The sequence below is a fragment of the Shinella sp. S4-D37 genome, assembly GCF_040812195.1.
GTDB lineage: Bacteria > Pseudomonadota > Alphaproteobacteria > Rhizobiales > Rhizobiaceae > Shinella.
On the sequence record NZ_JBFNXL010000004.1, the window covers coordinates 64,770 to 86,822 of the forward strand.

Below are 22,053 nucleotides of genomic sequence, written 5' to 3' on the forward strand. Positions count from 1 at the left end.
CGCCCTGGATATTTGTAATGTTATCGACGATAATGCTGGTATTTCAATGTGAAATGTCATTATAAAGATAACAACAATATCTGAGGTGCGTGATGCTGGCCATTCTTGCCGACGATCTGACGGGGGCGCTGGATACCGCCGCGCCGTTCGCGGCGCGCGGCATGCATGTCGAGGTGGCCCTGGCGGCGGCGGCCATCGGCGAGGCGCTCGGCGAGGCGCCGCAGGTCCTGTCGATCAATCTCGCGTCGCGGGAGATCGACGCGCGGGCCGCGCGGCGGCAGGCGGAGGCCGCGCTCGCGGCGCTGCCGGCAGGTACGCGTCTCTTCAAGAAGGTCGATTCGCGCCTCAAGGGGCACATTGCGGACGAACTCGATGCGTTTTCCTATGCGGCGGCCCTGGTGGTGCCGGCGATCCCGACCTTCGAGCGGATCGTCGCGGACGGCTGCGTGACGGGCTTCGGGGTCGATACGCCCATTCCCGTCGCCGAAAGGCTCGGGCGCCATGCGGCCCGCGCAACCATCCCCGACATCGCAAGCCAGAGCGAGATCGGCCCCTGGCTTGCGCGGGCGGACGAGACGGGTATCGACCTTCTCGTCGGCGCGCGCGGCCTTGCGGAGGCGCTTGCCGCGCGAATGGGCGGGCAGGCGCCGGCGCGGGCGGCGGAAATCCCCGCAGGCCCGGCCTTGTTCGTGATCGGATCGCGCGATCCGATCACCCTTGCGCAGGTCGCGGCGCTGCGCGACGATAGTGCCCTGCGCTACCTGCCGGCGCCGAACGGCCGCCTCGGTGCGGCAGGCGCCGAAGACGGGCTGCTGACCCTGGTGCAGGCGGTGCCGGGCGAAGGCGCGGCAACTGCCGAAGAGGTCTCGCAGGCGCTTGCCGAGAGCGTTTGTCCGGACCTGACGGATGCGGCCTCGGTGCTGCTTCTTTCCGGCGGCGCGACGGCGGAAGCCGTCCTTGGGAAAATGGGGATCGCGCGTTTCCGCCTGCTTGGCGAATGCCTGCCGGGGCTGGGCTTGGCGCACGCCAAAGGACATTGCATTATCGCCAAATCGGGAGGATTTGGGCCGCCGGATACGCTGAGAGAGATCGCGGGCCGGCTGCGCCGCAAGACAGGGTAAGAGATGGGACTGGAGAACGGAACAGCACGCAGAAGCCTCGGCGACCTCGTCTTCGAGCGCATGCACCGTGCCATCAAGTCCGGTGCATACAAGCCGGACGAGCGCCTGCCGACCGAGCATGACCTGGCGATCGAGTTCGAAGTGTCGCGGCCGATCATCCGGGAAGCTCTGCGGCGGCTGCGCGAGCAGGGCTTCATCTATTCCCGGCGCGGGGCGGGCAGCTTCGTTCGCGCCGTCGGCATGCGCGAGCCGCTCGGCTTCGGGCAGCTCGAAAATGTCGCCGACCTCCTGAACTGTTACGAGTTCCGCCTGACCGTCGAGCCGGCGGCCGCGGCCGCCGCCGCCGAGCGCCATGATGCCGGCGCGCTGGCCGCGATCCGCCAGGCGCTGGAACTGATGCGGGACGCCACCAACCGGCAATCCCACCGGGAGGATGCGGACTTTCAGTTCCATCTGGCAATCGCCCGCGCCGCGCAGAACAGCTATTTCTTCACCGCCATGGAGGCGCTGAAGGACCATATCGCCGTCGGCATGCGGTTTCACGGCGCCTCCGTGAAGCGCGAGGCGGCCGGCCTTGCCCGGGTCTTCGCGGAGCACGAGGCGATCGCCGAGGCGATCTCCGCCCGTGACGGTGCGCGGGCGCGGCAACTCATGCACGAGCACCTGACCGGCTCGCGGGACCGTCTGTTCCAGGCGACGAAGTAGACGTGCAAAACCCCGGCAGAGCCAGGGTTTTCAGGGCCTTAAGCCGTTTCGTGCCTTTACCGGGATTGTTCTAGAGCATTTCCAGCCGAAGCGAGATCGCTTCGGCGTCGGATAATGCGGTAAAAACAAGAATCTAGAGCATTTCTGGTGAGCCGGAATTTACCGGAAATGCTCTAGAAAGCCGCGCGATAGATGGCGAGCACGTCTTCCACGCTCATGTCGACGGGATTGTTGTCCATCAGGCGGCGGTTGGCGTGCGCTTCGCCGGCATAGAGCGGCAGGTCGTCCGCTTTCGCGCCGTGGGCGGCCAGCGACATCTCGATGCCGAGGTCGCGGCAGAAGCCGCGCGCGGCGTCGCGCAGGCCTGCCGCCGCAAGGCCGCCGCCGAGACCCAGCGCTTCCGCGACCTCCGTCGTCTTCTCCGCCGCAACGGGCTGGTTGAAGGCGAGGACGTGCGGAAAGATGACGGCGTTCGCCAGGCCATGCGGCAGGCGAAGGCGCGTGCCGAGGGGATAGGCGATGGCATGGCCGGCAGCGGTGTTGACCGGCCCGAGGCAGATGCCGCCATAGTAGGAGGCCAGCATCATGCCTTCGCGCGCTTCCGTGTCCGTGCCGTCGCGCACGGCGCGCGCAAGATACTTGCCGACGAGGCGGAAGCCCATGCGGGCAAAGCCGTCGATCATCGGGTGCGCGCGGCGATTGGTGAAGGCCTCCACGCAATGCGCCATGGCGTCGACGCCCGTCGCCGCCGTCACGGCCGACGGCACGGAATAGGTCAGTTCCGGATCGAGCACGGCGAGATCAGCGATCATGTGCGGGCTTTCGACCGCGATCTTGTTGCCCTTGCCGGGATCGGTGATGAGCGAGCGGATGCCGGCCTCCGAGCCCGTGCCGGCCGTGGTGGCGACCTGGGCAAGGCGCGTGCGGCGGCCGGCGACCCGGTTGGGGCCGGCGACGTCGGCAAGGGTCTGTTCGCCGTCCCAGAGCACGGCGACGAGCTTGGCGACGTCGAGGACCGAGCCGCCGCCGAGGCCGACGACGAGGTCCGGCTTGTGCCGGCGCGCGGCTTCGAGGGCAGCGTGGAGCGTGGCGGTGTCGGGTTCCCCGGGGATCGCGTCGAAGACGGCGAGGCGGCCGGCATGCTTCAGGCGGTCGACGAAGCCGGCGGTGACGGGCGTCGCGATCACCAGGACCGAGGCGGCGTCGGCGGCCCAGGCGCCGACCTCGCCGATCGTACCCGCGCCGATGGCGAGCCGGCGGGGCTGGTGGAGCGTGATGGGGGCGATGGTCATGGCGTCATCCTCGCTTGGCGGCGCCCGACACCAGCTTGCGGGCGTAGGCGATGGCGGAATTCATGTTGCCGTGGTCGGCGATGCCCTTGCCGGCAATATCGAAGGCCGTGCCGTGATCGACCGAGGTGCGGTCGATCGGCAGGTCCACGGAGACGTTCACGGCGGTGTCGAAGGCGACGAGCTTGACCGGGATATGTCCCTGGTCGTGATATTGCGCGACGACGAGATCGAAGGCGCCGGCATAAGCGCGGTAGAACACCGTGTCGGCGGAGATCGGCCCGTAGGCGTCGATGCCTTCCGCGCGGGCGGCCGCGACGGCGGGCGCGATCTGGTCGTCGTCCTCCGTGCCGAACAGGCCGTTCTCGCCGCAATGGGGATTGATGCCGGCGACCGCGATCCGGGGCGCCGTGTACCCGATGCGCTTCAGGTGGGCGTCGCCGGCGCGGATGGTGGCCAGCACCCGCTCCGTCGTCGAGCGGCGGATCGCCTCCTGCAGCGCGACATGGGTGGAGACGTGGATGACCTTCAGGCGGTCGGAGGCGAGCAGCATATAGGCCGCTTTTGCACCGGTGAGGCTGCGCAGCATGCCGGTATGGCCGTCATAGTGGTGACCGGCAAGGTTCAGCGCTTCCTTGTTGATCGGCGCCGTGACGATGCAGCCGATGGTGCCGGCCTGCGCATCGCGCACCGCCTTCTCGATGAAGCGGAAGGCCGCGTCGCCGGCGACGGGGCTGAGTTGCCCCCAGGCGAGCGGCGCGCCCTCGATGGGCAGGTCCACGACGTGCGGCGCGAGGTCGACCGTGACGCCGAGGGCCTCGCGCGCCGCTTCGAGCGTTGGAAGGTTGCCGTAGATGCGGATCGTCGCGCGCTCCTGCGGCGTCATGCCGGCCAGCGCCCGCACGGAGATCTCCGGGCCGACGCCGCAGGGGTCGCCCATGGTGATGCCGATGATGCTGCTCATGAAAGTCTCCGTGTGTCGGCGTGTTCCCAGCCGGGGGCCAGGCGGACATGTTTGATTGCGCGCCGGTGATAGGTGTAGGCGAGGTGGAGGGTGCCGTCCGCCTCCGCCAGCAGCCAGGGATAGGACATTTCCTTGTTCCGGCCGTCGGTCGAATCGTTGGAGAGGCAGGTGCCAGGCCCGTCCTCCACGAGCAGCCGCACGGGGAAGGTGTTGCCGCCGTCCGCCGAAAGGCAGAGCGCGACGGGTGCGCGCGGGACGCCCCAGACCGGAACGCAGCCCCCCGCGGGGTCGGCATCCGGGCGATCGTCGCTCTCGCCGAGTTCGTCGTAGAGCGAGGCGCGGCGGTCCGCCGACTGGGCGGCACTGACCGGATTGCAGATCATCGCGACGCGCCCGTCGTCCAGGCGGATTACGGCGATGGATGAATTGTTGTTCGGCACGTCGCTCGCCGCGGGTGCGGACCAGGATTGCCCGCCGTCCTGGCTTTCCGTCCGGTAGACGAAATCGGCCTGGCGCCGGCGGAAGAAGGCGGCGAGGCGTCCGCCGCCCAGGGCCACCGGCGACATGTGGACGCAACCGGTGGAGCGGGAAAGCTCTTCGAGCCGCCAGGTCTTTCCGCCGTCCGTGGAGATGCCGAGGGCGGCGGTGTCGTGGCTGCCGTTCCATTTCTGGCCGGGGCGCTGGACGCAGCGGAAGATCGGCAGCAGCCAGGCGCCGTCGTCTTCGCGCACCACCAGCGGCGCGCGGACGAAGCAGCCACGCGGCAGGTCGAGGTAGCGGCCTTCTTCGGCATTCAGGACGCAGGCATCTGTGCCGCGGCGGATCTCGGCCATGCGGATCCGGCATTCGTCCTGGTTGCCCGAGGGCTGCGAGGTGTGGAAGAGCCAGAGCCTGCCATCCGGCGCGGTGAAGAATACCGGGTTCTGCTCCGAATGCGCCGGGTCGAAGCTCAGGCGCTGCGGCAGGCCCCAGGCGGATGCGCCTTTCGGCAGCACCGAGGCGAAGATCGAAATGTCCGACTTGCCTTCCAGCGTGCCGCCGAACCAGGCGCAGGCGAGTGCGCCATCGTCGAGCCGGTGCAGGAACGCGGCGTGATTCTGGATCATCGGCGACGCCAGCAGCGCCTCGTCGCGCCCGGGCGACACGCTCTGAAGCTGGCCATTCATGCGACGGGCGATTTCCTCGGGGTCCATTGGCTCCTCCTGTATGAGGTTGAAGATCACTGAAATTACAAAGTTGTCAAGTTTTAGAATGTTACTGATTTCCGCAGCCTGATTTTTTGTGTGATCTAATACATTGGTTTATATATGTAAAAATATGCGAATAGGTCGTAATTAAATTTACATCGGAAATTAATTTGACAAACTTATGCGAAAAGTGGATGGTCTGGGCAAGCCGGCAGGAGGATGCCGGGGAGGAGGATTTCATGCCGGACGCCGGCAACCCCCGGACCGCGACCATGGCCGTGATCTTCGCGGCCGTCATGCGCGCCCTCGTCGGCGTGAGGGCATTCGCCGCGCGATCCGGAAAGCCGACAACCGCCTGAACACGATTTCACCAGGGAGGAAATGCCGTGAAGAGAATGCTTGTTTTGGGTGCCCTCATGCTGGGCTCCGCTCTGTCCCCCGCCTTTGCCGGCGCGGGGCCGATCAAGATCGTGCTGCCCGAGGAGGCCGACCTGCTCGAGCCCTGCATGGCGACCCGTTCCAATATCGGCCGCGTCATCCTGCAGAATGTCAGCGAGACGCTGACGGAACTCGACGTTCGCGGCGACAAGGGCGTGATGCCGCGCCTTGCCGAGACATGGGAGCAGAACGCCGACGGCAGCTGGCGCTTCCATCTGCGCGAGGGCGTCAAGTTCTCCGACGGTACGGCCTTCGACGCGAAGGACGTCAAGCACAGCTTCGATCGCATCATGAGCGACAAGAACGCCTGCGAATCGCGCCGCTACTTCGGCGGCATGACCGTGACGCCCGCTGTCGTCGACGACTTCACCGTCGACTTCAAGGCCGACCCGGTCCAGCCGATCCTGCCGCTCTTGATGTCGCTCGTCACCATCGTGCCTGAGGAGACGCCGCTGGAATTCGTTCGCGAGCCCGTCGGCACAGGCCCCTACAAGCTCACCAACTGGACGCCGGGGCAGCAGATCGTGCTGACGGCCCGCGACGACTACTGGGGTGCCAAGCCCGACGTTACGGAAGCGACCTACCTCTTCCGCGCCGATCCGTCCGTCCGCGCCGCCATGGTCCAGACCGGCGAGGCCGACCTCTCGCCGTCGATCGCGCAGCTCGACGCGACCAATCCGGCCACCGACTTTTCCTATCTCGACAGCGAGACCGTCTATCTGCGCATCGACCACAATATCGAGCCGCTGAACGACGTGCGCGTCCGTCGTGCGCTCAACGTCGCCATCGACCGCCAGGCCTTCCTCGGCACGCTGGTTCCCGACGGCGCGCTGCTCGCCACGGCCATCGTGCCGCCGCCGACGCTTGGCTGGAACCCCAACGTCAAGGTCTTCCCTTACGATCCGGAAGGGGCGAAGAAACTGCTTGAGGAAGCCAGGGCCGACGGCGTGAAGGTCGATACGCCGATCACCATCATCGCCCGTTCGGCGAACTTCCCGAACGTCACCGAGATCATGGAAGCCATCCAGGCGCAGCTGCAGGAAGTCGGCTTCACGGTCGAGCTGAAGTTCGTCGAGGTCGCCGAGCACGAGCAGTACTATTCCAAGCCCTTCAAGGAAGGCCGCGGCCCGCAGCTCGTCGCCGCCATGCACGACAATTCCAAGGGTGACCCGTCGTTCTCGATGTTCTTCAAATACGCGACCGAAGGGACGCAGTCGGGCTTCTCCGATCCCAAGGTCGACGACCTGATCAAGCGCGCCTCGGCGGCCGTCGGCGACGAGCGCGCCAAGCTCTGGTCGGAAACGATCGCCTATGTGCATGACGAGGTCGTTGCAGACGTCCTGCTCTTCCACATGGTCGGATTCTCGCGGGTCTCCGAACGGCTCGATTTCAAGCCGACCATGGCGACGAACGGGACGCTGCAGCTCTCGGAGATCAAGATCAAGTAGACTTGTCCTGGCGAAGCCGGCATTTGCCAGCCACAACAACAGTCAGGGCGGCGGGATGATCCCGCCGCCCGATTTTCCCGAGGACGCCATGCTGAAATTCGTTCGAAAACGCGCCGTGGCCAGTCTGATCTCGCTCGTCGGGCTGATCGTGATGGTCTTCTTCCTCTCGCGCCTGACGGGCGATCCGGCGGCGCTCTTCCTGCCGGTCGAGGCGTCCGCGGAGATGAAGGCGCAGTTCCGTGAGCTGCATGGCCTGAACGACCCGCTGCTGATGCAGTTCGCCCGCTACGTCGGCGATGTCATGACGGGCGATCTCGGCGAATCCCTGCGCAAGGCCCGTCCGGCGCTCGATGTCGTGCTGGAGGCCTTCGTCTGGACGCTCTGGCTTGCCGTCATCACCATGACCCTGGTGACGGGTGCCGCCATCGTCGTCGGTTCGCTCGCCGCCTTCCGCGCCGGCGGCTTCTTCGACCGCCTGTCCTCCGTCATCTCGCTGCTCGGCGCGTCGATCCCCGATTTCTGGGTGGCGATCGTCGCGATCGTCGTCTTCTCCGTGAACCTCGCCTGGCTGCCGACCTCGGGCACCGGCTCGCTGCTCCACTGGGTCCTGCCGATCGCCGTGCTGTTCATCCGCCCGTTCGGCATCATCGTCCAGGTGGTGCGCGGCTCCATGATCGGCGCGCTGTCGTCGGCCTATGTCAAGACCGCGCGGGCCAAGGGCGTCCGGTCGGGACCGATCATCTTCGTGCACGCCCTGCGCAACGCCATGCTGCCGGTCATCACCGTCATCGGCGACCAGGCCGCGAGCCTCCTGAACGGCGCGGTGATCGTCGAGACGATCTTCGGCTTTCCCGGCGTCGGGAAGCTGATGATCGATTCCATCCTGCAACGCGACTTCAACGTGGTGCTCGCTGCGATCCTCGTCACGGCGCTCGCGATCTTCCTCATGAACCTCCTGATCGACCTTGCCTATGCGCTGCTCGATCCGCGGATCCGGCATTGAGGAGGCGGCCATGACCTTGCAGACGTCCGATATCCTGCCTGCCGAAGAGCCGCATGTCGCCAGGCGCCTGTTCCGCATGCTGCTTGCCGACAAGTTCGCGCTCTGCGCGGCGATCTTCCTCGTGCTGATCCTCGTCTTCGCCATCGTCGGGCCAAGCTGGCTCGGGGACCTTGCGACCAAGCAGAACCTTCGCGGCCGTAACGCGGCGCCCTTCGACTGGGAGCGCGGCTGGGTGTGGTGGATGGGCGCCGACGCGCTCGGCCGGCCGCTCCTCGCGCGCATCGTCGTCGCCACGCAGAACACGCTGATGGTGGCCGCCGGCGCGGTCGCGCTGTCCACCGTCGTCGGCACCGTGCTCGGGCTTGTCGCCGGCTTTTCCGCGCCGCGCGTCAACCAGGTGATCATGCGCCTTGCGGACGTCATCATGTCCTTCCCGTCGCTGCTGATCGCGGTCATCGTGCTCTACATCCTCGGCTCGTCGATCCTCAACCTGATGCTGGTCCTCGCCATCACCCGTATCCCGGTCTACCTGCGCACGACGCGGGCCGAGGTGCTGGAGATCCGCGAGCGCATGTTCGTGCAGGCGGCCCGCGTGATGGGGGCGTCGAACAGGCGCATCCTCTTCCGCCATATCCTGCCCGTGGTGCTGCCGACGCTGACGACGCTCGCCACGCTCGACTTCGCCTATGTGATGCTGGCCGAAAGCGCGCTCTCCTTCCTGGGCATCGGCATCCAGCCGCCGGAGATCACCTGGGGCCTGATGATCTCGCAGGGCCGGCAATATCTCACCAATGCGTGGTGGCTGTCCTTCTGGCCGGGGCTCGCAATCATCCTCACCACCCTGTCGCTCAACCTCCTGTCGAACTGGCTGCGCATCGCGCTCGATCCGGTGCAGCGCTGGCGCCTCGAAATGAAGGGTCGCAAGAATGGCTGACCATCTCCTCGAAGTGCGCAACCTGTCCGTCGAGTTCCACACCGCTGCCGGCGTGGTGAAGGCGGTGCGCGACATCTCCTACCATCTGGACCGCGGCGAGACGCTGGCGATCCTCGGCGAAAGCGGCTCCGGCAAGTCCGTCTCCTCCTCGGCGATCATGAACCTGATCGACATGCCGCCGGGTCGCATCAGCGGCGGCGAGATTCTGCTCGACGGCGTCGACCTCCTGAAGATGCCGCTGCATGCGCGGCGCGCGGTGAACGGCCGGCGCATCGCCATGATCTTCCAGGACCCGCTGAGCCATCTCAATCCGGTCTATACGGTCGGCTGGCAGATCCGCGAGGCGCTGACCGCGCACGGCACGGACGGCGCCACCGCCGGAGCCGAGGCGCTGCGTCTCCTGACGCGCGTCGGCATTCCCGAGCCGGAGCGGGCGCTCGCCAGGTATCCGCATGAATTCTCCGGCGGCCAGCGCCAGCGCGTCATGATCGCGATGGCCCTTGCGCTGCGCCCCGATCTCCTCATCGCCGATGAGCCGACCACGGCGCTCGATGTCACCGTGCAGGCGGAGGTGCTCGCTCTGCTGGAGGAGTTGCAGCAGGAGACCGGCATGGCGGTTCTCATCATCACGCATGATCTCGGCGTCGTCGCCGAGGTCGCCGACCGCGTGGTGGTGATGGAGAAGGGCGTGCTGGTCGAGGCCGGCACGGTGCGCGAGGTCTACAGGAACCCGCAGCATCCCTATACGAAGAAGCTCATCGCCGCCGCGCCCGGCAAGGGCGCCATGCATGAGCCGGCCGACCGGGCGGACCCCGTCCTCAGCGTGCGCGACGTGCGCAAGCGCTACGGTTCCTTCGAGGCCCTGAAAGGGGTTTCCTTCGATCTCATGCCCGGCGAGACCATGGCCGTCGTCGGGGAGAGCGGGTCGGGCAAGTCGACGCTGGCGCGCATTCTGCTCCGGCTCGACGAACCGGACGGCGGCACCGCGCACTGGAAGGGCCGCGACCTCTTCACCATGTCGCCCGCCGAGCTCTACAAGCTGCGCCGCGACCTTCAGATGGTGTTCCAGGACCCGACGCAGTCGCTCAATCCGCGCATGACGGTCTACCAGCTCATTTCCGAGGCCTGGGTCATCCATCCGGATATCCTGCCCAGGGCGAAGTGGCACGAGCGCGTCGCCGAACTCCTGGTGCAGGTGGGGCTTGGCCCCGAGCATATGAGGCGCTATCCCCACCAGTTCTCCGGCGGCCAGCGCCAGCGCATCGCCATCGCCCGCGCCCTGGCGCTCGAACCGCAGCTCATCATCTGCGACGAGGCCGTTTCCGCGCTGGACGTTTCCGTGCAGGCGCAGGTCATCGCGCTGCTCGACCGGCTGCGCAAGGAAATGGGCATCGCCTTCATCTTCATCGCGCACGACCTGCCCGTGGTGCGCGACTTCGCCGACCATGTCATGGTCATGCAGAAGGGCAATATCGTCGAGTTCGGCACCGTGCGCGAGGTGTTCGAAGCGCCGCGGCAGGCCTATACCCGCGCGCTGCTTTCCGCCGGCCTCGACCCCGATCCCGACGTCCAGGCCGCCCATCGCGCCGCCCGCCTTCAACGCGTCTCGTAAGCGCGCCCGACCCAAAGGAAGATTTCATGAGCAAGCAAGCCTTCGTGGCCCTCGTAACCTGCTTCAACGCGGACGAAACCATCAACTACCAGGCCACGCGCGCCCAGGTAAGCCGCCAGGTGGCGGCCGGCAACAACATCATGTGCGCCGGCACGAACGGCGATTTCTCGGCGCTGACCTTCGAGGAGAAGGTGCGCCTGACGGAGGAGGTGGTCGACGAGGTGGGCGGCCGCGTCAAGGTGATCGTCAATGCCGGCATGCCCGCCACCTTCGAGACCGTGAAGCTGGCGCGTGAATTCGACCGCATCGGCGTCGACGGCATCGCCGTGATCACGCCCTTCTTCATCGCCTGCACGCAGGACGGCCTGATCCGCCATTTCTCGACGGTGGCGGACGCGGTGAAGACGCCGGTCTACCTCTACGACATTCCGGCCCGCACGCAGAACCACATCGAGCCGGAAACCGCCCGAAAGCTGGCCGGCCACGGCAATATCGCCGGCATCAAGGATTCGGGCGGCGCGAAGGAGACGCTGGAAGCCTATCTGCAGGTGGCGAAAGAGGTCGAGGGCTTCGAGGTCTATTCCGGCCCTGATCACCTGGTGCTGTGGGCGCTGCAGAACGGCGCCGCCGGCTGCATTTCCGGCCTCGGCAATGCCATGCCGCATGTCCTTTCCGGCATCCTGAAGGGGTTCAATGCGGGCGATCTCGCCGGGGCGGAAAAAGAGCAGGCGACCTTCGCAGCCTTCCGCACCGATCTCTATGCGCTCGGCTTCGCCCCCGCCATGGTCAAGCGCGCCCTCTACCTGCAGGACGCCTCCGTCGGCGCCAGCCGCCAGCCGGCCCTGCTGCCGAATGACGAGCAGGACGGCCGGATCGCGGAAATCCTGCGGCGATACGCGCTGCTTTGAGGCGCCCAACGATCCGGTGGCTGCACGCGGAGTAACGCTTGCAGCCGATCGTTGCGGCGGCATGTTGCGTACAACGTGGAAAATACATTACGAAGGCACGGGCGACCTTTTGTTCTCAAAAGAGGGGACGGCGCATGCGCGCCTTCGTGCGGAACGGCGGCAATATCCTTCCCGTCGCGGCTCTTCTGGTCCTGGCGCTTCTTGCGCCCCGGTCCCAGGCGGAAGGGCTTCGTCCCGGCCTGGTATCGTCCGATCCGCTATGGACCGACAGGCCGGTCCGCATCGACCCGAGGAAGCAGGCCTTCGAAAGGATCGAAGGCGAGCAGAAAGTCGGGCGCTTCATCCTGCGCCCGACGAACCGGGTCCAGACCTTCGACAGCGCCTCGTTCCGGGACGCAGGCCACCTCTATGTCCTGTCGGATGTGGTGGCCGCCGATCCGAGGCAATTGTGCCGCCGGGACGGCGGGAGCCCCGTCGCCTGCGGCCAGCAGGCCCGCCTCTTCCTGCGAAGGCTCATCATGAACCGGGCGCTTCGCTGCCTGGAGGATTTCCGGCTGGGGACGGTCGTCTTCGTTACCTGCGCGATCGGCGAGGTCGACCTTGCGGAAACGATCGTCTCGAAGGGGGCTGGATGGGCTGCAAGACCGCGTCTTGCGGCCCGGCAGCAGGAGGCGATTGCAAGCAAGGCGGGATTGTGGATTGATGCCGGGTGCCGCGCCGAAGGGCGTTGCAAGGCCCGGAGGCGGTAGAATGTATCCTTGCGACTTCAGCATGTTTCCAAAGCCGGCCCTTCGTGCCGGCCCGCGGGCCGCATGAGATCACTCCTCCGTCGCATTTTCCGCCGTCCCGGTCCCGATACTCCGGAAACGATGCCGCGGCGAGCGCGGATCGCGATCACGCCCGTGCGAAAGCAGATTTACGCCGTCGGCGACATCCATGGCTGCTACACCGCACTCCTGGCGCTCGAGGCGAGAATTCGCGAGGATGTGTCCGCGACGAAGGCTGAAAGGCCGCTCATCGTCTATCTGGGGGACTATGTCGATCGCGGCCCGGCGTCCGAGGCCGTTCTCCAACACCTGTCCGAGGCCGGCCATCCGGACGGCATCGAGCGGATTGCGCTTTGCGGAAACCACGACGACGCGTTTCTCCGGTTCCTGAAGCGGCCGGCCGAGAATATCGCCTGGCTGGATTTCGGAGGCGATGCCACCCTGCGCTCATACGGGCTCGGCCACCTTGCCAATTCCAGGCGGCGGCGCGATTTCCTGAACATTGCCGCTCTTCTCGAGGAAACGATCCCCGCAAGGCACATCCGCTTCCTCGAGCAGCTCCCGCTTCTGGCCCTCCACGATGCCCAGCTCTTCGTGCATGCCGGCATCCGCCCCGGCGTCGCGCTCGATGAGCAGACGGAGGAGGATCTCTTGTGGATTCGCGAGCCCTTCCTTGCCGAGGGGCCGAACCTGCCCCTCACCGTGATCCACGGTCACACGGCGAATGTCGAACCGGTGGTCGCCCGGGGGCGGATCTGTGTCGATACCGGATGCTACGCGACCGGCCGCCTCACGGCCGCAAAACTGACGGAGACCGGTGCCGTCTTCCTCTAGGCGTTCATCCCCGATCAGGCTTTGACGATGTTGCTGCCCTCGATGCCGCGCCGTGCGAAGGCGTTGCGCGTATCCACGATCAGCCGCGCGCTTTCGGCGACGAGCCGGTAGTCGAGCGCGTCATGGTCGGTGGCGACGACGACGGCGTCGACCGAAGAAAGCTGCTCGGCCGAGAGCGCCGTCGAAGGGCGGCCGGCAAAATGACCGTAGGCCCGCGTTTTCGGTATGCTGTCGACGAACGGATCGTGGAACAGCACCTCGGTGCCGCGCTTGGCGAGGATCTCCATGAGTTCGAGCGAAGGGCTCTCGCGAATGTCCGAGACGTTCTTCTTGTAGGCAAGGCCGAGGATCAGGACCGTTGCGGAGCCGAGCGAGACCTTTTGCGTGCGGTCGAGGGCCTGTTCCAGGCGCGAAACGACATAGCGCGGCATGGCCACGTTTATCTCGCCGGCAAGCTCGATGAAGCGTGTGGGCAGGCCGAATTCGCGCGACTTCCAGGTAAGGTAGAAGGGATCGATCGGAATGCAGTGCCCGCCGAGGCCCGGGCCCGGATAGAAGGGCATGTATCCGAACGGCTTTGTCGCGGCGGCGTCGATGACCTCCCATACGTCGATGCCCATCGCATCGTAGACGACCTTCAGCTCGTTCACGAGCGCGATATTGACCGCGCGAAAGACGTTTTCCGTGATCTTCACGGCTTCCGCCACCTTGGGGGAGCTGACGGCGACCACCTTCTCGACGACGGCGCCGTAGAAGGCCTTCACCAGCGCCGACGCCTCTTCGCCTTCGCCCGCGACGATCTTCGGGATGGTGACGGTGCGGAAATTCGCATTGCCCGGATCCTCGCGCTCGGGCGAGAAGGCGAGGAAGAAATCCCTGCCGCTCGCAAGCCCGCCGCGTTCGAGGATCGGCTTCAGGACCTCTTCCGTCGTGCCCGGCCATGTCGTCGATTCCAGCACGACGAGCTGTCCGGGGCGCAGCCGTGCCGCGATCGCTTCGGCCGTGGCGACCACGAAGCCGAGGTCCGGTTCGCGCTGACGGGAAAGCGGGGTGGGAACCGCGATGGCGATCACGTCGCACTCGCCCAGGCGATCGAAATCGTCGGAGGCGGTGAACCGCCCGCCCGCGACGTGGGCCGCCAGTTCGTCCGAACCCACGGCGTCGATATAGGACCGGCCGGCGTTGAGCATCTCGACCTTCGCGCGGTCGATATCGAAGCCGATGGTGGTGAAGCCCGCCTTGGCGGCGGCGGCGGCAAGCGGCAGACCGACATAGCCAAGGCCTATGACGCCTGCTTTCGCCGTTCTTTGGGCGATGCGGTGCGCCAGTGTTTCAGCCACCAAATTCTGCGTCATTCGTCGTGCTCCCGGGTCTGCCGCGCATGCGGCATACCAGTCAACAATCTGGGAGAACAAATCAAGGGAGAGACGGCAGAAACGTTCGCTCGAACGATCAGGCGGCAGGGGCGAGCGAGCGTGCGCGCCAGCTTATCTCGCCAGCTCGATCAGGAGAATGCCGGACCAGAAGCACATGACGATACCGACCCATTTCATCACGGAAGGCTGGGTCGCAAACATCAGCTTGAGATCATCCATTCGAACCTCATCGGGCGGTGATTCGTGAATGTTGACAGAGTGCGTCCGAAAGGTAAACGTTCCGTTCATCCGCGGGGTATGGGCAAGCGGATCGAGGGGCGAATGAGGGCGCTTTCGGAAAATGGGCGGCCGGCGATGTGGCGTCGGGCGAAGGCGCTGGAATGGGGCTGTTTCGCCGCGATTTTCCTGGCGCTCGTCACCAATGGCGCCAATTCTGCATTGCCGCTGGCCGCGTGTCTTTTTCTGGTCGGGGGGCTTTGCATCGCCGCGCTCCTCCTTCTGGGGTGGCCGGAGCGCGTGCGCGCTCTGTTCGTGGCCGGTCTCTGCCTCTTTCTCCTTTTCACGGCCTGGATCGGCATTCAGCAATTGCCGGTGCCAGAAGGGCTCGCATCGCGGGCCTGGGCGCGTTTGCCCGAATTCGGCATCGCGGCATGGGCCCGCATCTCCATCGCGCCGGCCGAAGGGCAGGCGGGGTGGCTTTCGCTGGCCCTGCCGTTCCTGACATTCCTCACGGGTCTCCTGGTCTTCCGCACCGACGCGCGGGCTTGCGCTGCCTTCCGGCGCGTCGCGACGGCGGCCGGCCTGCTGGCCCTTGTGTGCCTCGTCCAGTTCCTCGTCACCCCCGACAGGCTGCTCTTCACAGAAAGGCCCACTCCCGGCGACAGCTACACGTTCGTCTTCGTGAACCGCAACACGGCGGCGACCTGCCTTGGCCTCATCATGCTGATGCTGCTGGTCAACGTGCGGGAGGAATGGCGCACTTTCGACCGGACGCGGCTTCTCGCCTGGATCATGAACGGCGTTCCGCTTCCCGCATCCGTCAGGCTGTGGCCGCTGGCCTTGCAGGCCGGCCTTCTGCTCGTGGTGGTAACCTGCCTTGCCCTGACGAAATCACGCGCCGGCATCGGGGCCTCCGCTGTTGCGGCGGCGGTTTCGCTGGGCCTCATGTTCTGGTTCGGCGGCGGGGGCGGCACATCGGGGTTCTCGCGCCGCCGGCGCGGCTTCTGGAGGAAGATGGCGCAATCGGGCGCCTGTGTAGCCGTCGTGCTTCTCGTCGCCGGCCTTCTGGCGCCACGCACGATCCTGCGGAGCGAGATCCAGGGCGCGGAGGACGCCCGCTTCTGCATCCTGGAAGGGCTTGTCGCTGCCGCGCGCGACAACGGGCTGAAGGGGGGCGGCTTCGGTGCTTTCCCCTTCATCTTCAATCCCTATCGCGATCCCGCCTGCGGGATCCGCTCGGTATGGGACAAGGCGCATAACAGCTATCTGGAAGGCTTCATCACCCTTGGGCTCCTCTTCGTTCCCCTGGTGCTGGTCGGGTTTTACGGATTGGTACGCGCCTATAGCGCGGGGTTGCGCGAACGCAGGAGCATGATCGCCTATCCGGCCGCCGGCCTTGGCGGCTTCTGCCTCGTCGCGCTGCACAGCGCCCTGGATTTTTCGCTGCAGATCCCCGGCATGGCCGCCTTCTATGCCCTGTTCGCGGCCCTGACGATCACGGTTTCCCTGGGGCGGCGCGGCAAGGGTGACGGAACGAGGGGAGAGGCGCAAACGCCCGTCCGGACAAGCGGGAAAGGCGGGATCGCGGCCGCCGCGCTCTGCGGTCTCGCGCTCCTTTCCATTCTTGTCGCGGCAAGTCGCGCAAGGGATGCGGTCTCCATCGGCGAAGCGCGCTCCTTTGCGCGCGCGCTCGATGCCGGCAAGCCTGTCGACACGGCCGCGCTTCGCGCCCTCGTTGCCGGCAGGCTTCCCGCCAACTGGCTGGAAACCTGCAACGGCGAGGTCTTGCGCGCTTCCCTGACGGTCCTGCTTGCCGATCTCGATAGAATTGATCGGGACCAGGCCTATGATGCATGGGCGGAACGGCTCGGGCAGGCGGAAAGGCAGGTGCTGCATTCGCTGACCTGCCTGCCCGGCGACGGCAATCTCTGGCTGCGCCTGGCGATGCTGAGGCAGGCGGGCGGCGAGGTGCCGCAGGAACAGGCATCGCTGATGGCGCTGTCGCAGCAGTTGGACCCGTCGCAAGAGCGCCAGCTCGTCGGCCGGCTCGCGCACTGGAACCGCCTGTCCTCCGCCACGCTCGCCCTGTCCCGCGAGGAGGTGGCCGCGGACGTGCGGAACGGCCTCAACTATCTGTCCGTGGCGGATATCCGAGCGGTTCTGCGCGCGCCGTCTCCCGCCATGGCGAGCATAGTCCGGGAAACCGCGCCCCTCGTTTCCGCCGCCCGCCGCGATCTTCTGAAAAAGAACGGCTTTGAGTGGTTGGCGATCGAAGCAGCTGCAGGGCGGTGAATGCGCGGCGAATTCAACCCTTGTTGATGCTCGGCAAAGTTTTTCTCTGGCGTTTCGGCTTTTTCGTTTCGTGAAAATCAAGTTTATTTTAGGATTCATCCCATTATCCCGCGATGAACATAAGTATCAGTTTGACTTCCTCCTATATATTTATTGATTTTTTTGCGGTGCCTATGCGTATCATTTTGGCGCCTTGGGCCCGATCCCAGCGCCCGGAACTCTACTTTTCATCATGTTCATTACGTGCCTATGCACGTAATGCGGAAAAAACTCCCGCTTTAGTGGGTATAAGTGGCCGTTAAAAGGATTCTAAAAAACGGCCAGGTTGTCGTTTGCAACGGGTCGTTAATCAAATTGTCGGATTTTAGGCGAAGAATCGCCAATTCGCATATGGCAGGATAACGCAGCTGCGGAATGTATCTTTGCACAATGGCGCGCAGCAGTATTTACCAATTCGCCTTTCTCAAAGAAAAACCGGCATATGTGTTCTTGCGAATGTCATGAAATTTTGCCATAGCTGGTATTGGGGCGATCATGAACGCAGTGGTTGTTGGGTGGTGGCGCGCTGTTTTCGCAGGGCGGTTTCGGGATTCATATATGCTTGTCAATTTGAGGCTGGGTGTGGGGCTTGCCCTGGTTGCGGCAATCTTGTCCGGGTGCACGGCGACACCCCGGGCGGGACCGGACGATTACGCGATCGAGGCGAATGCTTACGTCAAGGTGAGCACGAAGGGCCGCAAGGTCGGCATCGAATATGCCCTGCTCGACATCGATTCCAGTATTCTTGCCTACTTCGGCAAAGAGGAGCCGACGAGCCTCGGCGGTTTCGGCGGTGGCAAGGGCGGCCCTCCGGCCCTGCCGCTCGGTATTGGCGACATCGTGACGGTCTCGATCTTCGAGGCGCAATCGGGCGGCCTCTTCATTCCGGCCGATGCCGGCAGCCGGCCGGGCAACTTCATCACGCTGCCCGAGCAGACGATCGATCGCTCCGGTACGATCAGCGTTCCGTATGCTGGCCGGATAAGCGCCGCGGGACGATCCGTCGATGACGTTCAGGCGGAAATCGAGGATCTTCTCGCCAATCGCGCGATCGAGCCGCAGGTCGTCATCACGACGATCAAGAGCCGCTCGAGCCAGGTCTCCGTCCTGGGGGATGTCCGCGCGCCGGCGAAATTCGAGTTGAGCCCGGCAGGCGACCGCGTGCTCGACATGATCTCGCAGGCCGGCGGCCTCAGCGCGCCGGGCATCGAGACCTATGTGACGCTGCAGCGGCGCGGCCGCACGGCGACCGTGCTCTACGACCATCTTGCCGATACGCCGGCGGAGAACATCTACGTCGCGCCCGGCGACACGATTTTCGTCAACCGCGAGCGGCGGACCTATCTCGCCTTCGGGGCGACCGGCCTCAGCGGCCGCTTCGATTTCGAGGAGTCCGGCCTGACCCTCGGCGAGGCGCTCGGCAAGGCCGGCGGCCTCCTGGACGGGCGGGCCGATCCCGCACAGGTGATGCTCTACCGCGTCGTCTCCAGGCAGACGCTCGTCAAGCTGGGTGTCGACGTCCACAAGTTCGCCTCCGATGAGGTGCCGGTGATCTTCCGCGCCAACCTGCGCGATCCGGCGGCCTTCTTCGCGGTCCAGAAGTTTGCGATGAGCGACAAGGATATCGTCTACGTGTCCAACTCCGACTCCGTCGAATTGCTGAAGTTCCTCAATCTCGTGAATTCGGTTTCGGCGACTGCGGCAGGTGTCAGCGACGACGTGGTCGATACCCGGAATGCCCTGAGGGCCCTTTGATCGACGCGGCGGAGCTTTCCCGCCGCGCAACCCATGCGGACGACGTCGAGGCGGCGTCGGAAATAAGACAGGAACGAAACGCAAAACAGGAGGCGAAAATGTCTGGCAAGTTGTTCACAGTAAAGTTCGGAAGCTTCGTCGCGAGCGTTGCCGGGGCGACCCTTCTCATGTCGGGCGGTGTTCTGGCGCAGGAAACGGCGACGCAGCCGGGAAACGCGGCCGAGACGGCGTGCTTTGCCGGTCCGGCCAAGCTTTCGGACGCGGAAGTGCAGGCGTTCCTGGCGTCGCCCGCCTCGCTGCTTTCCGGTTATCCGTCCGGCGGTCTGCCGATGTCCACCCGCGTGCGCTCGCTCGCCGGCTCCGACGCCCGCGCGCTCGATCCGATCCTCGGTCTGGTTCCCTCGGCGACGTCCAGCCAGGTGTCCGCGATCGGCTCGGGCCTCGCCCGCGTCGCGCGCGCCTGCCAGACGGTCAACCCCGAATATGCCGCAACGATCCAGGAGAAGGTCGCCTTGCTCGGCAACGACGCGCTTGAAGTCGCCTTCGAGGCATCGGCGCAGGAAGTCCAGACGGCGGCTGTCGGTTCCGCTGCCGGTGCAGGCGGCGGCGCGGTCGGCGGCGGCGGCGCGATCGGGGGCGGCGGTTCCGCGGGCGGGGGCTCGGCCGGCAGCGGCGGTTCGACCTCGGCAGGCAATTCGAGCGGCAGTTTTTCGGTCGGCGGCGGTGGCGGTAGCTACACCGAAACGGAGGTCGTAAGTCCGAACTGAGCGGATTTCGTCCCCTTCCTCGTCTTGTTTCTCGTATTCCGGCAGGGGTGCAATGCTGCAGATGCAATCGCGTGTCGACGATACACAGGCACCGGGCGAATGGCCGGGGGGCGTCGTCGACCATTCGATCGACTTCGACCATCTGATCGCGGCCGCGAGGCGGCAATGGCGGGTGGTCGTCGGCGGCCTTGTCGGCGGGCTCGTCCTCGGGGTCCTCTATATCCTGACGGCGGTTCCCCTTTATACCGCCCGGACGAGCGTACTGATCGACCGCGAAAACCGGGCCATCGCCGATCAATTGTCGGCGCTGAGCGGCGTGCTCGATGACGAAGCCATGGTCCTCAGCCAGGTCGAGCTTCTGAAATCCGATACGATCAGCCTGGCCGTTACCGACAAGCTGAAACTTGCCGAGGACCCGGCCTTCAACGCTGCGGGTGGATCGTTGATCGGCACGGCCGTGTCCTTCGTCCGGTCCAGCGTCAATGTCGGCGCCTGGTTTTCCTCCGCCGCCGACCCGGTGGGGGCGGAGGAGGCCGGGCGGCAGGCCGCTTCACGCCGCGTCCAGGCGAACATGACGGTCATCCGCGTCGGGCGGACCTATGTCCTCGATATTTCGTATGTCTCGGCCTCGCCGGCCTTGTCGGGGAAAATCGCCCGCGCCATCGCGGAGGCCTATCTCACGGACAAGCTGGACTCCAAATATGAGGCGACCCGGCGGGCCGGGGACTGGCTGCAGGAGCGGATAGAGGAGCTTCGCCAGAAGTCGCTGGAAACGGACCTCGCCGTCCAGAAGTTTCGCACCGCCAACGGCCTTGTCTCGACCGGCGGCCGGTTGGTGACCGACCAGCAGCTCGCCGAGCTCAACAGCGCGCTGATCGTCGCGCAGGCCGACACCGCAAAGGCGCAGGCCAACCTTGCGCGGATTCGGGACATCATCGCCAAAGGCCAGACCGACGCGATCGTCACCGACGTGCTCGACAGCTCCATCTCCAACACGCTGCGCGAGAAATTCCTGGAAGCCTCGAAACGCGAGGCGGAGATTGCCGATCGTCTCGGGCCCAGCCATGCCCAGGCGATCCGCCTGCGGGGCGAGATGCGGGAATACCAGCGCCTGATGTTCGAGGAACTCGGCCGTATCGCCGAGAGCTATCAGAGCGATCTCGACGTCGCCAGGGGGCGGGAAAAGTCGCTGACGGAGAGTGTGGCCCAGGCGACCGGTATCAGCGCGACGGCCAACGAGACCCAGGTCCAGCTGCGCGAACTCGAACGTGAGGCGGAAACCTACAAGAACCTTTACCAGACCTTCCTGCAGCGCTATCAGGAGGCGATCCAGCAGCAGTCCTTCCCCGTCACCGGCGCCCGCGTCATCTCGCGTGCGACCGATCCCGACCGGCCGAGCCATCCGCGCAAATCCTTGGTGCTTGCGCTCTCGCTCATCCTGGGTGTGGGTGCCGGCGCGGGCTTCGGTGCCTTCCGCGAGTTCCGCGATCGCTTTTTCCGGACAGGCGATCAGGTGCGGGACGTGCTTGGCCAGGAGTTCCTGGGGCTCGCCCCTCTTGTCGACGGTGACGGCGTGCGATCGGTGGAGGAGGTCGAGGGCGACGGTTTCCATCTGCGGGCGATCCGCAAGCCGACCGCGATTTCGAACTATGTGATCGACCATCCGCTGTCCGCCTTTGCCGAGACGCTCCGCAGCGCGAAGATCGCGGCCGATCTCGGCATGCCCGGCAAGCAGGCCAGGGTGATCGGTATCGTCTCGGTTCTCCCGGGCGAAGGAAAATCGACGATAGCGGTCAACTTCGCCGAATTGCTGGCGAGCCAAGGCGCACGAACCCTTTTGATCGACGCCGACCTGCGCAATCCGGGGTCGACGCGGGCGATCGGCCGGCATGCGGATGCGGGTCTCCTCGAAGCGGTCCTGGAAGGGCGCTCGATCAAGGATCTGCTCATGATGAACCAGAAGACGAAGCTGGCTTTTCTCCCGGCCGTCGTCAAACGCCGCGTTCCGCATTCCTCCGAGTTGCTTGCCTCCATGGGGATGGCTCAGGTCCTGACGGCAGCCACGCAGAATTTCGACTATGTCGTCCTCGATCTGCCACCGCTCGGCCCCGTTGTGGACGCCCGCGCCATCAGCTCAAGGATCGACGGTTTTCTCTTCGTCGTGGAGTGGGGCAAGACGGCACGCAAGGTCGTGCGGCAGACGCTCGCGACGGAACCCCTGATCGCCGAGAAGTGCCTGGGTGTCATCCTGAACAAGGTCGATACCGAGAAGATGAAGCTTTATCGCGAATACGGATCGTCTGAATATTACTATTCCAGGTATTCTTCCTACTATCGAGAGTGACCGCGGAAAACAACGCCATTGGTCGCGTAAAGAAAATTACGGATATGATGT

Annotated in this window: 18 protein-coding genes; 14 read left to right on the forward strand and 4 right to left on the reverse strand. The window is 65.4% G+C overall.

The genetic code is table 11. The features are described 5' to 3' along the window. Positions 1 to 92: 92 nt before the first annotated feature. Both AB3G45_RS07155 and AB3G45_RS07160 read left to right on the forward strand, forming a co-directional pair. Positions 93 to 1,121: a four-carbon acid sugar kinase family protein gene (locus AB3G45_RS07155; RefSeq protein ID WP_367829930.1), complete on the forward strand. Its 1,029-nt coding sequence runs from the start codon at positions 93 to 95 to the stop codon at positions 1,119 to 1,121. A 3-nt stretch (positions 1,122 to 1,124) separates the two neighbouring features. Then, positions 1,125 to 1,826, forward strand: coding sequence for a FadR/GntR family transcriptional regulator (locus tag AB3G45_RS07160; RefSeq protein ID WP_367829931.1), 702 nt, complete (start codon positions 1,125 to 1,127; stop codon positions 1,824 to 1,826). 173 nt (positions 1,827 to 1,999) lie between these two features. Here the strand turns inward: AB3G45_RS07160 and AB3G45_RS07165 are convergent, their stop codons facing one another. Genes AB3G45_RS07165 through AB3G45_RS07175 form a run of 3 tightly spaced genes read right to left on the reverse strand, consistent with a single transcriptional unit; the run spans position 2,000 to position 5,272 of the window. Beyond that, positions 2,000 to 3,118: an iron-containing alcohol dehydrogenase gene (locus AB3G45_RS07165; protein ID WP_367829932.1), complete on the reverse strand. Its 1,119-nt coding sequence runs from the start codon at positions 3,116 to 3,118 to the stop codon at positions 2,000 to 2,002. Between the two features lie 4 nt (positions 3,119 to 3,122). Continuing rightward, complete coding sequence (gene pdxA, locus AB3G45_RS07170) at positions 3,123 to 4,079, reverse strand: 4-hydroxythreonine-4-phosphate dehydrogenase PdxA (protein WP_367829933.1); 957 nt, start codon at positions 4,077 to 4,079, stop codon at positions 3,123 to 3,125. Beyond that, positions 4,076 to 5,272, reverse strand: a complete 1,197-nt coding sequence (locus AB3G45_RS07175; RefSeq protein WP_367829934.1) for an exo-alpha-sialidase — start codon at positions 5,270 to 5,272, stop codon at positions 4,076 to 4,078. Before AB3G45_RS07175 ends, pdxA begins: the two co-directional genes overlap by 4 nt. A 188-nt stretch (positions 5,273 to 5,460) precedes the next feature. Here AB3G45_RS07175 and AB3G45_RS07180 point away from each other — a divergent pair, with 188 nt between their 5' ends. From AB3G45_RS07180 to AB3G45_RS07215, 8 genes are all read left to right on the forward strand, one after another. Then, complete coding sequence (locus AB3G45_RS07180; protein ID WP_367829935.1) at positions 5,461 to 5,625, forward strand: hypothetical protein; 165 nt, start codon at positions 5,461 to 5,463, stop codon at positions 5,623 to 5,625. Between the two features lie 27 nt (positions 5,626 to 5,652). Continuing rightward, complete coding sequence (locus AB3G45_RS07185; RefSeq protein WP_367829936.1) at positions 5,653 to 7,152, forward strand: ABC transporter substrate-binding protein; 1,500 nt, start codon at positions 5,653 to 5,655, stop codon at positions 7,150 to 7,152. 88 nt (positions 7,153 to 7,240) lie between these two features. Continuing rightward, positions 7,241 to 8,155, forward strand: coding sequence for an ABC transporter permease (locus tag AB3G45_RS07190; protein WP_367829968.1), 915 nt, complete (start codon positions 7,241 to 7,243; stop codon positions 8,153 to 8,155). 10 nt (positions 8,156 to 8,165) lie between these two features. Further along, positions 8,166 to 9,089, forward strand: a complete 924-nt coding sequence (locus tag AB3G45_RS07195; protein WP_367829937.1) for an ABC transporter permease — start codon at positions 8,166 to 8,168, stop codon at positions 9,087 to 9,089. After that, positions 9,082 to 10,701 carry an ABC transporter ATP-binding protein gene (locus AB3G45_RS07200; protein WP_367829938.1) on the forward strand — a complete coding sequence of 540 codons (1,620 nt, stop codon included), beginning with the start codon at positions 9,082 to 9,084 and terminating at the stop codon, positions 10,699 to 10,701. The genes AB3G45_RS07195 and AB3G45_RS07200 overlap by 8 nt, the downstream gene beginning before the upstream one ends. Positions 10,702 to 10,727: 26 nt before the next feature. Beyond that, positions 10,728 to 11,609, forward strand: a complete 882-nt coding sequence (locus AB3G45_RS07205; RefSeq protein ID WP_367829939.1) for a dihydrodipicolinate synthase family protein — start codon at positions 10,728 to 10,730, stop codon at positions 11,607 to 11,609. A 134-nt stretch (positions 11,610 to 11,743) separates the two neighbouring features. Next, positions 11,744 to 12,358 (forward strand): thermonuclease family protein, encoded by a 615-nt coding sequence (locus AB3G45_RS07210; RefSeq protein WP_367829940.1) that lies wholly within the window; start codon positions 11,744 to 11,746, stop codon positions 12,356 to 12,358. A gap of 153 nt (positions 12,359 to 12,511) precedes the next feature. Further along, the gene (locus AB3G45_RS07215) at positions 12,512 to 13,210 is read left to right on the forward strand and encodes a metallophosphoesterase (protein ID WP_367829941.1); all 699 of its coding nucleotides are present in this window, start codon (positions 12,512 to 12,514) and stop codon (positions 13,208 to 13,210) included. 14 nt (positions 13,211 to 13,224) lie between these two features. On the opposite strand, the gene AB3G45_RS07220 is transcribed toward AB3G45_RS07215, so the two are convergent. After that, positions 13,225 to 14,565, reverse strand: a complete 1,341-nt coding sequence (locus AB3G45_RS07220; RefSeq protein WP_367829942.1) for a nucleotide sugar dehydrogenase — start codon at positions 14,563 to 14,565, stop codon at positions 13,225 to 13,227. Positions 14,566 to 14,907: 342 nt separating this feature from the next. Here AB3G45_RS07220 and AB3G45_RS07225 point away from each other — a divergent pair, with 342 nt between their 5' ends. The 4 genes from AB3G45_RS07225 to AB3G45_RS07240 all read left to right on the forward strand — a co-directional run bounded on the left by AB3G45_RS07225 (position 14,908) and on the right by AB3G45_RS07240 (position 22,002). Next, on the forward strand, positions 14,908 to 17,097 hold the full coding sequence (locus AB3G45_RS07225) for an O-antigen ligase family protein (protein WP_367829943.1): 2,190 nt from the start codon (positions 14,908 to 14,910) through the stop codon (positions 17,095 to 17,097). A 597-nt stretch (positions 17,098 to 17,694) separates the two neighbouring features. Then, complete coding sequence (locus AB3G45_RS07230; RefSeq protein ID WP_367829944.1) at positions 17,695 to 18,891, forward strand: polysaccharide biosynthesis/export family protein; 1,197 nt, start codon at positions 17,695 to 17,697, stop codon at positions 18,889 to 18,891. 98 nt (positions 18,892 to 18,989) lie between these two features. Continuing rightward, the gene (locus AB3G45_RS07235; protein ID WP_367829945.1) at positions 18,990 to 19,658 is read left to right on the forward strand and encodes a hypothetical protein; all 669 of its coding nucleotides are present in this window, start codon (positions 18,990 to 18,992) and stop codon (positions 19,656 to 19,658) included. A gap of 52 nt (positions 19,659 to 19,710) precedes the next feature. After that, positions 19,711 to 22,002: a polysaccharide biosynthesis tyrosine autokinase gene (locus AB3G45_RS07240; protein WP_367829946.1), complete on the forward strand. Its 2,292-nt coding sequence runs from the start codon at positions 19,711 to 19,713 to the stop codon at positions 22,000 to 22,002. The last annotated feature ends 51 nt before the right edge of the window (positions 22,003 to 22,053 follow it).